Origin of the sequence: Subtercola boreus (assembly GCF_003399625.1) — a bacterium.
Lineage (GTDB): Bacteria > Actinomycetota > Actinomycetes > Actinomycetales > Microbacteriaceae > Subtercola > Subtercola boreus_C.
On sequence record NZ_NBXA01000006.1, the window covers coordinates 74,272 to 87,413 of the forward strand.

Below are 13,142 nucleotides of genomic sequence, written 5' to 3' on the forward strand. Positions count from 1 at the left end.
CAGAAAGCACCACATCATTGTCATTTCTGCCATTCAGGCGGAGTGCTCCGGTCTGCCATGGTTGGGCCATGCCCCCAGAGGCAGCACCTCCGACGCCCCCGCCCCACCGATAAGGAAGGTCCCCGCATGAGCCGCCGCTTCATCGACCTCAGCCACACGATCACCGAAGGCCTCGTCACCTACCCGGGCCTCCCTGCGCCCCGCTTCACGCCGCACCTGACCCGCGAGGACTCGAGGTCGAAGTACGCCGAGGGCACAGAGTTCGCGATGGACATCATCACGATGATCGGCAACACCGGCACCTACCTCGACAGCCCGTTCCACCGCTACGCCGACGGGGGCGACCTCTCGACGCTCAGCCTCGAGACGCTCGCCGAACTGCCCGCCGTGGTCTTCTCGTTCCCCGCCATCGCCGGCGAGCAGACAGATGGTCCGTCTCCCGAAGACCAGTCAGGGCCCGGCTTCGACGGCCGGGGCATCACGGCGGATGCGTTCGGCACCGAAGATCTCCGCGGCACAGCCGTGCTGCTGAGCACCGGCTGGGACGCGCTCTTCGGCACCCCCTCGTATGCCAGTGGGTCGCCGTTCCTGACCGAGGACGGCGCGCGGCTGCTCATCGAACGCGACGTCGCGCTGGTCGGAATCGACTCGCTCAACATCGACGACACTGAGTCGGGCGGCGAGCGGCCCGCGCACACGCTGCTGCTGGATGCGGGCATCCACGTCGTCGAGCACCTCACCAACCTCGGTTCTCTGCCGTTCCGCGGCGCGCGCTTCACCGCTGTGCCGCCGAAGGTGGCGGGCTTCGGCACTTTCCCGGTTCGCGCTTTTGCGACGGTGGACGGCCCCGCCTGACCTTCCGCACGCGGTGTCGGCGGCCTCCCGTAGCCTTGTGAGCTGAGCACGGGGTCGGCGACGGGTCAGGATGCCCGGCCGAGCGACTCGGGCGCGGGCATCCTCGGGCGACCCTATCGCTGGGTGACTGTCGGGATGCTCGCAATGATCCTGCTCTCGGCGTTCGAGGCGCTCGCCGTCACGACGGTGATGCCGACGATCAGCGCCGAGTTCGACGGGGCGTCGCTCTATGCGCTCGCCTTCTCCGGCCCGCTGGCCGTCGGCGTCGTGGGGATGGTGGTCGCCGGCAACTGGTCGGATCGAACCGGCCCCCGCCGTCCCGTCTTCGCCTCGGTGATCTTCTTCGCGGGCGGGCTGCTGGTCGCCGGGCTGGCGACGAACATGGAGCTTCTCGTGCTCGGCCGGCTGGTCTCCGGGCTCGGTGGCGGCGGGCTCACCGTGGCGCTGTTCGTGCTGGTCGCCCGGGTCTTCCCCGAACGGCTGCACCCGAAGGTCTTCGCCGCCTTCGCCGCGGCCTGGGTCATCCCGTCTCTCGTCGGGCCGCTCGTCGCCGGTGTGGTGGCAGAGACCGTCGGCTGGCGCTGGGTGTTCCTCGGTGTGGTGGTGCTGGTGATCCTCGCGATGGGCATGGTCGTTCCGGTCATGCGCGGGTTCGAGGCGGTGTCGACGGGCGGGCTGTGGAAGCTGTCCCGCATCGTCTGGTCGGTGGTGGCGGCGTGCGCAGTGCTGGTTGCCAGCCTGTCGGGCCAGCTCGCCGACCGGTTGGACGGCACGGTCGTCTGGATGCTCGCGGTGGCCGCCATCGTGATCGCCGTCGTCTCGCTCCGAACCCTCCTCCCGCCGGGCGCCCTGCTGGCCCGGCAGGGGCTCCCCACGGTCATCCTGCTGCGCGGGCTGGTGTCGGGGGCCTACTTCGCGGCAGAGACGTACCTTCCCTACTTCTTCACGAGCCAGTACCAGCTGACACCGGCGTTGGCGGGGCTGGCGCTGTCGTTCGCCGGGCTCTCCTGGGCCGGGGCGTCGTGGTTGCAGGGCAGGTACTCCGAGCGCATCAGCGACGTGGCGAGCATCAGGGCAGGCATCCTGCTGGTGCTCTTCGCGCTGGCGATCGTGCTCGCGTGTTCGATCTTCGCCCTCTCGCCGGTGCTGGCCATCGTCGGCTGGCTCTTCGCGGGAGCGGGGATGGGGGCCATGTACCCGCGACTGTCTGTCGCCATGCTCCGGCTCTCGAGTGTCACGAACCAGGGCTTCAACTCCTCGGCGCTGGCAATCTCCGACTCGATCGGGGCGGCGTCGTCCCTGGCTCTGACGGCGGCGATCTTCGCGACGGCCGGGGCGGCGAGCGGCTTCTCGTTCACCGCGTGCTTCCTGCTGGCGACCGCTCTCGCCCTGGTGGCGCTCGCCGTGAGCGGGCGCGCACGCTCCTAGTGGGGCAGGCCCGCGACACGCCCGGTGGTTCGGATGTCGGTGGTCGAAGTTGTCCTCAGACCACGGCGGTGCGGTTATCCACAGATCGCCCCTGTGAGGCCTGAATACGCGGAATGGCCTGTGCACTCAGGGTGTTGAGAAGGTGTGGAAACTCCGCAGAAGCTGTGGATAATTACACGGATGTAACTACTTCATCTAGGGGTCTGTTCTGAAGCTGACAACTAGATGTAGTGTTGTACTCCTGTCACCGAGTTTGAAGAGAAAGGCGCAAAACATGGCAATCACGGTCTACACCAAGCCCTCCTGCGTTCAGTGCACCGCCACCTACCGCGCCCTCGAGAACAAGGGTCTCGAATACGAGATCTTCGACGTCTCGGTCGACGAGAAGGCCCTTGCGGCCGTCAAGGAGCTGGGCTACCTCCAGGCTCCCGTCGTCATCACCGACGACGACCACTGGTCGGGTTTCCGCCCCGACAAGATCGCCGAACTCGCTTCGCGCGTAGCCTGAATATATAAAGCGCCTGTGCCTCCCAGTCGCTCCGATCTCGGGGAGAGCAATCTCGCATGGCTGATTTGGTCTATTTCTCCAGCGTCTCAGGCAACACCAGGCGCTTCGTCGAGAAGCTGGGCACACCGGCTCACCGGATCCCGCTCTACGCCAGCGAAGCGCCACTGAAAGTCGATGAGCCCTACGTTCTCGTGTTGCCCACCTACGGGGGAGGGACGACCGGAGGCGCTGTTCCCAAACAGGTCATCAGGTTTCTGAACGACTCACACAACCGTTCCCTGATCAAGGGCGTCATCGCCGCAGGAAACACGAACTTCGGCGAGGCCTACTGTCTCGCGGGTGACATCGTCGCGCAGAAATGCAGTGTCGACACCCTCTACCGGTTTGAAGTATTCGGTACGCCCGACGATGTCGAGGCCGTCACAACAGGATTGGAAGAATTTTGGAAAGCACACTGATCGAGGCGCCGTCCGGTGGTCTCACAGGCGCGGCCACGGGTCTCGACTACCACTCGCTGAACGCGATGCTGAACCTCTACGACACCGACGGCAACATCCAATTCGACAAAGACAAAGAAGCGGCGAAGCAGTACTTCCTGCAGCACGTCAACCAGAACACGGTGTTCTTCCACAACCTCCGCGAGCGCCTCGACTACCTGGTCGAGAAGGAGTACTACGAGAGTGCTCTCATCGAGAGCTACTCGTTCGAGTTCATCCAGAAGCTCAACGACCTCGCGTACTCGAAGAAGTTCCGCTTCGAGACGTTCCTCGGGGCGTTCAAGTACTACACCTCGTACACGCTGAAGACGTTCGACGGCAAGCGCTACCTCGAGCGCTTCGAAGACCGCGTGGTCATGACCGCGCTCGGCCTCGCCGACGGCGACGAGACCCTCGCGATCAACCTCGTCGAGGAGATCATCGGCGGTCGGTTCCAGCCCGCGACCCCCACCTTCCTGAACGCAGGCAAGGCCCAGCGCGGCGAGCTCGTCTCATGCTTCCTGCTGCGGATCGAAGACAACATGGAGTCGATCTCCCGCGCCATCAACTCGTCGTTGCAGCTTTCGAAGCGGGGCGGCGGTGTCGCGTTGCTGCTGTCGAACATCCGGGAGTCCGGCGCTCCCATCAAGCAGATCGAGAACCAGTCGTCGGGCATCATCCCCGTCATGAAGCTGCTCGAAGACTCCTTCAGCTACGCCAACCAGCTCGGTGCCCGCCAGGGTGCGGGTGCGGTGTACCTCTCGGCGCACCACCCCGACATCATGCGCTTCCTCGACACGAAGCGGGAGAACGCCGACGAGAAGATCCGCATCAAGACGCTTTCGCTCGGCGTCGTGGTGCCCGACATCACATTCGAGCTCGCGAAGAACGACGAGGACATGTACCTGTTCTCGCCGTACGACGTCGAGAAGGTCTACGGCGTGCCCTTCGGTGACGTCAGTGTCTCCGAGGAGTACCGGGCGATGGTCGACGACCCGCGCATCCACAAGTCGAAGATCAAGGCCCGCGAGTTCTTCCAGACGCTGGCCGAGATCCAGTTCGAGTCCGGCTACCCGTACATCATGTACGAAGACACGGTGAACAAGGCGAACCCGATCAAGGGTCGCATCAACATGTCGAACCTCTGCTCGGAGATCCTCCAGGTCAACACGCCGACGACCTACAACGAAGACCTTTCGTACGACAACATCGGCAAAGACATCTCCTGCAACCTGGGGTCGCTGAACATCGCGCTCACGATGGATTCGCCCGACTTCGGCCTGACCGTCGAGACGGCCATCCGCGGACTCACCTCGGTGTCGAACCAGAGCCACATCACCTCGGTGCGCTCCATCGAATCGGGCAACGACCGCTCGCACGCCATCGGCCTCGGCCAGATGAACCTTCACGGCTACCTCGCTCGGGAGCGGGTGTTCTACGGCTCCGACGAGGGCATCGACTTCACGAACATCTACTTCTACACGGTGCTGTTCCACGCGCTGCGGGCTTCCAACCGCATCGCGATCGAGCGTGGCGAGGTGTTCGACGGTTTCGCCGACTCGACCTACGCGTCGGGTTCGTTCTTCGACAAGTACACGGATGCCTCGTGGACGCCGTCGACCGTGAAGGTCGCATCGCTCTTCGACAACGCCTCGATCCACATCCCGACGCAGGAGGACTGGGCATCGCTTCGGGCTTCCGTCATGGAGCACGGCATCTACAACCAGAACCTGCAGGCGGTGCCCCCGACCGGCTCGATCTCGTACATCAACAACTCGACGGCCTCGATCCACCCGATCGCGTCGAAGATCGAGATCCGCAAGGAAGGCAAAATCGGTCGCGTCTACTACCCCGCGCCGTTCCTCACGAACGACAACCTGGAGTACTACCAGGACGCCTATGAGATCGGTGCCGAGAAGGTCATCGACACCTACGCGGCTGCGACCCAGCATGTCGACCAGGGTCTCTCGCTGACGCTGTTCTTCCGCGACACGGCCACGACTCGCGACATCAACAAGGCGCAGATCTACGCCTGGCGGAAGGGTATCAAGACGATCTACTACATCCGCCTCCGCCAGATGGCGCTGGAGGGTACCGAGATCGAGGGTTGCGTGTCATGTGCTTTGTAATGCACGGCGAGCCATCCATTCAGTGCGCCCTGTGATGCGTAGGCCTTGACCTTTCATTTGTAACAACCTCGCTGCGATCATCCGCAGCTCGAAAGAAGAGAATCGTGGCTGAACAGCTCAGGCTCGCGCGGAACGTGCAGGCGATCAACTGGAACAAGATCCAGGACGACAAAGACGTCGAGGTGTGGAACCGTCTCGTCAACAACTTCTGGTTGCCCGAGAAGGTTCCGCTCTCGAACGACGTGCAGTCGTGGAACACGCTCACGCCTGCCGAACAGCAGCTCACCATGCGGGTGTTCACGGGCCTGACGCTTCTCGACACCATCCAGGGCACGGTGGGCGCGGTGAGCCTCATCCCCGACGCGATCACCCCGCACGAGGAGGCCGTCTACACGAACATCGCGTTCATGGAGTCGGTGCACGCCAAGTCGTACTCGTCGATCTTCTCGACGCTGTCGAACACCAAGGACATCGACGAGGCGTTCCGCTGGTCGACCGAGAACCCGAACCTGCAGAAGAAGGCAGACATCGTTCTCGACGACTACCACGGCAACGATCCGCTCAAACGGAAGGTCGCCTCGACCCTGCTTGAGTCATTCCTCTTCTATTCGGGGTTCTACCTGCCGATGTACTGGTCGTCCCGCGCAAAGCTGACGAACACGGCAGACCTGATCCGGCTGATCATCCGCGATGAGGCCGTGCACGGGTACTACATCGGCTACAAGTTCCAGAGGGGTCTGGAGAAGGTCGACCAGGCCAAGCGCGACGAGATCAAGGACTACACGTTCTCTCTGGTGTACGACCTCTATGAGAACGAGACCCAGTACACGCAGGATCTGTACGACGAGGTCGGGCTGACCGAAGACGTGAAGAAGTTCCTGCACTACAACGCCAACAAGGCGCTGATGAATCTCGGCTATGAGCCGATGTTCCCGAAGAGCGTCACCGACGTGAATCCGGCGATCCTGTCGGCCCTGTCGCCGAATGCCGACGAGAACCACGACTTCTTCAGTGGATCGGGTTCTTCGTACGTGATCGGCAAGGCCGTGAACACCGAAGACGAAGACTGGGACTTCTGAGCGACGCATAGCGTCGGTCAGAAGTCCCAAGGGGACTGTGTTTGCTGGCTGCGCCGCCGCTGCTGCGGCGCAGCGTCGCTGATGGTCGGGTGGGCGCGTCGCTGCAAATTCGCCCCGGCGCTCTGCGGGTGATGGGGCGCGTCCCAGACGGTGCGAGGGTGGGGGCGGTGGGGCAGGATGGGAGCATGAGCCCCACGCTGCAGGTCGTCGTTGCCCCCGACTCCTTCAAAGGGAGCGCGACCGCCGTCGAAGTGGCGGAGGCGATCGGCGGGGGCTGGCGTGAGGCCAGACCCGGCGACACGGTCGTTCTGACCCCGATGGCCGACGGTGGCGAGGGCACCATCGAGGCGCTTGCGCTCGCCATCCCCGGGTCGAAGCGGATGCCGATCACGGTCACCGGGCCGGCCGGTGAACCGGTCGAGGCCGAGTGGCTGCTCGTTCCGGGCGAAGAGAGCATCGGGACCACGGGTGTCGTCGAACTCGCCAACACCAGCGGCATCACGTTGCTGTCGACGCTTCGGCCGATGGATGCCCAGACCAACGGGTTCGGAGAGGCCATCGTCAAGGCGCTCGACCACGGCGTTGAGCGGCTGTTGCTCGCCATCGGCGGGAGCGCCTCCACCGACGGCGGCGTCGGCGCTCTGACGGCGCTCGGCGCGCGGTTCCTCGACGCAGAGGGCGACCCCATTCGGCCGGGTGGCGGTGGGCTCGCCGGGCTCGTCTCGGTCGACTTCAGCGGGTTCCGCGATCTGCCGGAGGGCGGTGCCCAGATCATCACCGATGTCACGAATCCCCTGCTGGCAGCCGAAGGCGCTGCGGCGGTGTTCGGCCCGCAGAAGGGTGCCGACGTGCACCAGGTCGCCGAGCTCGACCGCTCCCTCGCGGCCTTCGCGCGGATCGTCGGGGAGGCCGCGCAGACGACGAGACCGAGGTCGGCCGCACATCTGGCCGACCCCGAAGCACCGGGCGCCGGTGCCGCCGGTGGAACGGGGTTCGGTTTGGCACTGTGGGGTGCGATCATCCGGAGCGGTGCAGAGACGGTGGCGGATGCTGTCGGCCTCGAGCGTCAGATCAGCGAGGCCGATGTGGTGATCACGGGCGAGGGGCGGTTCGACAGTCAGTCCGCCGCGGGAAAGGTGCCGTCGTTCGTCGTGGGGCTCGCCCGGAAGCACGAGACGTTCCCGCTTCTCGTGGCGGGCAGTATCGGCGCGGATCCGGAGGATTTCGCGGCCTCGGTGTCGCTCAGCGAGCTGGCCGGGAGCTCCGAAGCGGCGATGGAGAACCCGTTGCCGTTCCTCTGGGCGGCCGGGCGTGCGCTGGCGAACGGCGGCGCGAAGACGTCGGGTGGAGAAGGCGCATGAGTGACGGCGGCGGGGTCGGCGGCGGCGGCGGTGCCGGCGGCGGGGGCGTTGCCGGCGGCGGGCGCAGCGGGAACGGGGCCAGCGACGACACGGGCGCGATACTCATCGGCGCCGAGGAGCTGGCGGCACTGCTCGCCAGCGATCGCGGGCCGCGGGTGCGGGTTCTCGATGTGCGGTGGAAGCTCGGCGGGCCGCCCGGGCTCCCGCTCTACCGTGAGGGGCACATTCCGGGGGCGCGGTACGTCGACCTCGACACGCAGCTGGCCCGGCACGGCGAGAAGACGGAGGGACGGCATCCGGTGCCCGCGATCGACGCGCTGCAGACCGCGGCGCGATCGTTGGGAATCGCTGACGGTGACACGGTCGTGGTCTATGACGACCTGGCCAATCTCTCATCGTCCCGTGCGTGGTGGCTGCTCCGAAGCGCTGGCGTCTCGGATGTTCGGCTGCTCGACGGCGCGCTGAAGGCGTGGCTCGCCGCCGGGTTCGAACTCGAGACGGGCGATCCGGTCGCCGCAGGGGAGGGTTCGGTGACGCTCGCCTACGGGGCTCTTCCGTGGCTGGACATCGATGCCGCAGCCGAGTTCGGCCGGAGCGGGGTGCTGCTCGACGCTCGTGCGCCGGAACGATTCCGGGGCGAGGTGGAGCCGATCGATCCGCGAGCCGGGCACATCCCGGGGGCCCGCAGTGCGCCGGCGACGGGAAATGTCGGCGCTGACGGTCGATTCCTCAGCCCGTCGGAGCTCCGCGCGAGGTTCGAGGCCGTCGGCGCCCGGCAGGATGCCCCGGTCGGCGTGTACTGCGGATCGGGTGTCACTGCTGCGGCCGACGCGGTGGCGCTGACGATCGCGGGTTTCGAGCCGCGGGTGTTCCCGGGCTCCTGGTCGGCGTGGTCGAACACCGACCGCGAGGTCGCAACAGGGGAGTGAGGGATTCGGCGCGCCGGGCGGGCCAGGCCCTATTTCGCCACAGTGACGGCTTTGCTCGTCGAAGTAGCGGACACGTAGCCCGACTTCGCACCCGTGACGGTCACCGTCAGTGTCTTGCCGGCGTCGGCCGCGACCGGTGTGTAGCTCGCTGAGGTCGCGCCCGCGATCGCTGTTCCGGCGCGCTTCCAGGAGTAGGTGAGGGTGACGGGGGCAGGCGACCACGTTCCGGGTCTGGCGGCCATCACCGAGCCCACCTTGGCCGTGCCCGAGATCGTCGGGACAGTGCTGACGAGCGCACCCTTCGCGACCGCCTTCGTGGTGGCACTGGTCTTCGCGACCGCGCCATACCCCGACTTCGAGCCGGTGACCGTGACGGTCACGGTGGTCTGGGCATCCGCCGCCGCCAGTGTGTAGGTCGACTTCGTGGCGCCGGTGATCTTCACTCCGCTGCGGTTCCACTGGTAGGTGAACGTGACAGGCGCCGGCGACCAGGTTCCGGGCTTGGCGGTGAGGACCGCGCCCACGGTCGGGGTGCCGCTGATGGTCGGCGTGGCTGTAGCCGTCAACCTGTCGATCACGGGGCTCGTCGCCTTACTGGACGCGGCCGATGTCTCATAGCCGCTCTTGGCGCCCTTGACGATGAAGGTGATGGCGCGAACCAGGTCCGCCGGCTGCAGGGTGTAGGTGGTGCTGGTTGCGCCGGCGATCGGCACCTCGCTGCGGCTCCACTGGTAGGTGAGGGTCACGGGCGACGGCCCCCAGGTGCCCGCAGCGCCGGTGAGCTTCGAGCCGACCACTGCCGAGCCCGAGATCGAGGGCTTGCCGACGGTGAGCTTCAGGGGGTTCGGGGCCTGGTCGTACGTCCAGGAACCGCTGCCCGGGGTCACGTGCACAGTGGTGAACCAGAGGCCGGCGCTCGCGAACTGCACGCCGTTGAACTTCAGGCAGGCGAGGCCGACGCTGTAGTCGCCGCCCCGGGCCTTGGCCTGGCCGGCCGAGCCGAGGATCTGGGCGCTGAGGTTGGCCGAGGGCTCGAGCACGTCTTTGGAGCCGAAGAAGAAGCCGCTGTCGGCGTAGCCGATCCAGGATGCCCGAGTGCGCTCCGAGCCCACGGGGCTGATGAAGGTCTGCACGCTCTCGGCGTCGCTGGCGCAGGTGAAGTGCGCGCGGGGATCGCTGCTGCTGGGGGAGGCCACGAGGTCGTCATCCCACAGAGCCACGTGCCCGGCCGGGAAGCGGGTCTCCGTGCCGGAGTCGTACAGGATGTAGGCGCCGTCAGAGACGGTGCCCGCTGCGGCTGCGGCGGGCGCTGCCGAGGCGGAGACCGGGGCCAGGCCGACCAGCGCGAGGGACAGCGCCGAGAGGAGAAGTGCGCCACCGAGGCGGGCGGGGGTGGTCAGGGTCACGGGGGCCTCTTCGGTCGACGGATGCTGCGGGCACGAGCATCGTCACAGGCGCGAGTGTCGCCGCGGTGAACGGCGGGTTGCCGAGGAAGGCGCGCCGCGGCGAACGCGGGGAACACCCGCCGTTGCGGAGGGCCGCCCTTCCTGGCGGGCGCCCTCCGTGACAGCACCGCGCGGCTCGCTCTCAGCCGCGCGGAAGGGACCCCAGCGCCTGAGCTTCGACGTACTGCCTGGCGATCACCGGCACCGTGTCGACCGCGAGCTCGGCCACGAAACTGATGGGCCACGTGGGCCTCGCGCCCGACAGCGTCCACGCGGCCTGCCGGGCCGCGCCGTCTGCGACGTACTCGCCCGGCGTCGGCACCGAGACCGGCACGTCGAAGACCTGCGCCGCGACGGCCTGCACCGCCTCGTTCTGTGCGGCGCCCCCGACCAGCAGCACTCGCTGGGTGGCGACCCCGAGCTCGCGGATCGCGCCCACTCCATCGGCGAGCCCGCACAGCATGCCCTCGATCGCAGCACGGGCGAGGTTCTCGCGGGTGGTCGACGCGATCGTCAGCCCGACGAGTGTCGCCGTGGCGTCGGGGAGGTTCGGGGTGCGTTCCCCTTCGAAGTACGGCACCAGCACGACGCCGCCGGAGCCCGGGGCTGCGGAGAGCGCGAGCCGCGCGAACTCGTCGTAGTCGACCCCCAGCAGTTCACTGGTCGATGCAAGGATGCGCGCGGCGTTCAGCGTCACCACGATCGGCAGGAACCCGCCGGCGGCATCGGCGAACCCGGCGACAGTGCCGGTGAGGTCGGCAACCGGGTGATCGGTCACGGCAAACGCCGTTCCCGACGTGCCGATGCTGATCACCACGTCACCCGCTTTTGCGTCGAGCCCCAGTGCGGCGCCGGCGTTGTCGCCCATCCCCGCGCCCACGAGGATGCCGGCGGGAACGACCCCGACGACCTCGGGTGTGTTCCCGGGGTCGTCGCCCTCATAGGAGAGGTCGCCGCCGTGGGCGACAGTCGTTCCGACGACGTGCCCCGTCTGCACGATGCGGGGCACGATGACGGCATCGTTGGCCGCCCGCTCTGCGGCGTCCACCGCTTCGTCCGCGGCCGACTCGACGCCCGCCGCTTCGACGGCCGTTCGGCCGAAGGCCTGCTCGAACAGGTCGAAGTCGTAGCGTTCTGCGGCAGGGCTCCAGTAGGAGGTTCCACTTGCATCCGAACGATCGGTGGCCAGTGCATCCAGAACCGGTCCGAGCGGACTCTCGCCCTCGGGGCCGTACCCGAGCAGGCGCCAGGTCAGCCAGTCGTGGGGGAGCGCCACGGCGGCGACGCGCGCCGCGTTGGCCGGTTCTGCGTCGCGGAGCCAGCGCAACTTCGTCGCGGTGAACGAAGCGACCGGCAGCGACCCCACGCGCTCGGCGAAACCGGCGGGCCCGCCTGCTCCGATCTCGGCGAGCAGGTCTGAGGCCGCCTGGGCGCTCCTCGTGTCGTTCCAGAGCAGCGCGTCGCGGATGACCCGGCCCCGGGCATCCAGAACCACCATGCCGTGCTGCTGGCCGCCGACAGAGATCGCGGCGACATCGTCGAGCCCACCCGCATCCCGGATCGCCGCCTGCAGCGCGCTCCACCACGCCGCAGGGTCGACCGCCGTGCCGTCGGGGTGCGGCGCGCGCCCGCTCCGCACCAGCACACCGGTCTCGGCGTCTCGAATCACGATCTTGCAGCTCTGGGTCGACGAATCGACTCCCGCGACCAGCGTCATGGCTAGCGCGCGCCGGTGAGGTGCTCGAGCGCGAGCTGGTTGAGGCGCACAAAGCCGAAGCCCTTGCCGTCGAAGTACGGGGTCGGGTCGAACTCTTCGTAGGACGAACGGTCGGCGAGCAGGTCGGCGTAGGTCTCGCCGGGGTTGAGCGTGGGCTCGGCCAGCTCGGGCACACGGGAGGCGGCCAGGGCCTGCTGTACCTCGGGGTCTGCCCGGAAGGCTGCCGCGCGCTCCTTCAGCAGGAGGTAGGTGCGCATGTTCGCGGCCGCCGAGTCCCAGACGCCCGTGATGTCCTCGGTTCGGCTCGGCTTGTAGTCGAAGTGGCGCGGGCCGTCATAGACCGGGCCGCCCTCGGGGGATCCGTTCTCCAGCAGGTCGACGAGCGCGAACGCGTTGTAGAGGTCACCGTGGCCGAACACCAGGTCCTGGTCGTACTTGATGCCGCGCTGGCCGTTGAGGTCGATGTGGAAGAGCTTGCCCTGGTAGAGCGCCTGGGCGATGCCGGCAGCGAAGTTCAGCCCGGCCATCTGCTCGTGGCCGACCTCGGGGTTCACACCGACCAGCTCGGGGCGTTCGAGGGTCTGGATGAAGGCCATTGCGTGCCCGACGGTGGGCAGCAGGATGTCGCCGCGGGGCTCGTTCGGCTTGGGCTCGATCGCGAACCGGATGTCGTAACCCTTGTCGGTGACGTAGTCGCCCAGCAGGTTGACGGCCTCGCGGTAGCGCTCGAGAGCCGAGCGGATGTCCTTCGCCGCGTCGTACTCCGCGCCCTCGCGGCCGCCCCACATCACGAAGGTCTTCGCGCCCAGCTCAGCGGCGAGGTCGATGTTGCGGAGCACCTTGCGGAGGGCGAACCGGCGCACGGCACGGTCGTTCGACGTGAATCCGCCGTCTTTGAAGACGGGTGCGCTGAACAGGTTCGTGGTGACCATCGGAACTTCGAGCCCCGTCGAAGCGAGGGCGCCCTTCAGCCGGTCGATCTGCGTCTGGCGCTCCGAGTCGGTCGAACCGAAGTCGAAGAGGTCGTCGTCGTGGAAGGTGAGCCCGTAGGCGCCGAGCTCACTCAGGCGCTCGACGGCTTCGACCACGTCGAGGTGCGAGCGCGTGGGGCCGCCGAACGGGTCGGAACCGTTGTAGCCGATCGTCCAGAGTCCGAAAGAGAATTTGTCAGCGCGGGTGGGCGTCAGCGACATGCGAGGGTGCTCCAGTCAGCAT

At 67.1% G+C, this 13,142-nt stretch carries 11 protein-coding genes; 8 read left to right on the top strand and 3 right to left on the bottom strand.

Translation table 11 applies throughout. From position 1 onward, the window contains the following. The first annotated feature begins 126 nt into the window (after positions 1 to 126). The 8 genes from B7R21_RS03435 to B7R21_RS03470 all read left to right on the top strand — a co-directional run bounded on the left by B7R21_RS03435 (position 127) and on the right by B7R21_RS03470 (position 8,765). A complete protein-coding gene (locus tag B7R21_RS03435) occupies positions 127 to 855 on the top strand; it encodes a cyclase family protein (RefSeq protein ID WP_253259615.1) in 729 nt (242 codons plus the stop codon). Between the two features lie 135 nt (positions 856 to 990). Continuing rightward, positions 991 to 2,283 (top strand): MFS transporter, encoded by a 1,293-nt coding sequence (locus B7R21_RS03440; protein WP_116281858.1) that lies wholly within the window; start codon positions 991 to 993, stop codon positions 2,281 to 2,283. A gap of 274 nt (positions 2,284 to 2,557) precedes the next feature. Beyond that, positions 2,558 to 2,791, top strand: coding sequence for a glutaredoxin-like protein NrdH (gene nrdH, locus B7R21_RS03445; RefSeq protein WP_116281859.1), 234 nt, complete (start codon positions 2,558 to 2,560; stop codon positions 2,789 to 2,791). Positions 2,792 to 2,847: 56 nt separating this feature from the next. After that, complete coding sequence (gene nrdI, locus B7R21_RS03450; protein ID WP_116281860.1) at positions 2,848 to 3,249, top strand: class Ib ribonucleoside-diphosphate reductase assembly flavoprotein NrdI; 402 nt, start codon at positions 2,848 to 2,850, stop codon at positions 3,247 to 3,249. Next, positions 3,234 to 5,396 carry a class 1b ribonucleoside-diphosphate reductase subunit alpha gene (gene nrdE / locus B7R21_RS03455; RefSeq protein ID WP_301182547.1) on the top strand — a complete coding sequence of 721 codons (2,163 nt, stop codon included), beginning with the start codon at positions 3,234 to 3,236 and terminating at the stop codon, positions 5,394 to 5,396. Before nrdI ends, nrdE begins: the two co-directional genes overlap by 16 nt. A 104-nt stretch (positions 5,397 to 5,500) precedes the next feature. After that, a complete protein-coding gene (gene nrdF / locus B7R21_RS03460) occupies positions 5,501 to 6,475 on the top strand; it encodes a class 1b ribonucleoside-diphosphate reductase subunit beta (RefSeq protein WP_116281861.1) in 975 nt (324 codons plus the stop codon). A gap of 185 nt (positions 6,476 to 6,660) precedes the next feature. After that, complete coding sequence (locus tag B7R21_RS03465) at positions 6,661 to 7,836, top strand: glycerate kinase (RefSeq protein WP_116281862.1); 1,176 nt, start codon at positions 6,661 to 6,663, stop codon at positions 7,834 to 7,836. Next, the gene (locus B7R21_RS03470) at positions 7,833 to 8,765 is read left to right on the top strand and encodes a sulfurtransferase (protein ID WP_116281863.1); all 933 of its coding nucleotides are present in this window, start codon (positions 7,833 to 7,835) and stop codon (positions 8,763 to 8,765) included. Before B7R21_RS03465 ends, B7R21_RS03470 begins: the two co-directional genes overlap by 4 nt. 29 nt (positions 8,766 to 8,794) lie before the next feature. Here B7R21_RS03470 and B7R21_RS03475 read toward each other — a convergent pair whose 3' ends face one another. The 3 genes from B7R21_RS03475 to xylA form a co-directional block, all read right to left on the bottom strand. Continuing rightward, entirely contained in the window at positions 8,795 to 10,171 is a 1,377-nt protein-coding gene (locus B7R21_RS03475) for a hypothetical protein (protein WP_116281864.1), read from the bottom strand. A 181-nt stretch (positions 10,172 to 10,352) separates the two neighbouring features. Then, on the bottom strand, positions 10,353 to 11,927 hold the full coding sequence (locus B7R21_RS03480) for a xylulokinase (protein ID WP_116281865.1): 1,575 nt from the start codon (positions 11,925 to 11,927) through the stop codon (positions 10,353 to 10,355). 2 nt (positions 11,928 to 11,929) lie between these two features. Further along, entirely contained in the window at positions 11,930 to 13,120 is a 1,191-nt protein-coding gene (gene xylA / locus B7R21_RS03485) for a xylose isomerase (RefSeq protein ID WP_116281866.1), read from the bottom strand. Between the last annotated feature and the right edge of the window lie 22 nt (positions 13,121 to 13,142).